Annotated in this window: 1 protein-coding gene; it reads left to right on the top strand. The window is 54.7% G+C overall.

Annotation, left to right across the window (positions count from 1 at the left end):
- Positions 1–189, top strand: a 189-nt coding sequence (locus AC4HNJ_RS21855) for a hypothetical protein (RefSeq protein ID WP_490481722.1), incomplete at its 5' end; no start/stop codon positions are given.
- Positions 190–285: the final 96 nt, after the last annotated feature.

Genomic DNA, 285 nt, shown 5'->3' with positions numbered 1-285 from the left:
GCGAAGCGTGCCGCCGAGCGGCAAATCCCCGGCATCAACGGGTGGGGGAAGTTCTCATGGACTAGCGGAAACGCCTTCTTTGATTTTGACTTGCCGGAGAACGGCAAGGTTGTTGCTCGACAGATTGCGGTACCACCCTCGCTGTTTGCGACCAATACCGCACGTTTCCAGATCGAGCTTATGACATAAGAGCAGGTCAAGGCATTCGTCGGCAGCTTCAGTGGTGAGGGCCGGCTCTCATCTTTTTCGATCAGCTACAACATGGGCGTGCTCACTCAATTATTG

Source organism: Dyella sp. SYSU CM1112 (assembly GCF_058216415.1).
Note: the sequence above shows the minus strand (reverse complement) of the source record. Positions and strands in the feature narration are given on the sequence as shown.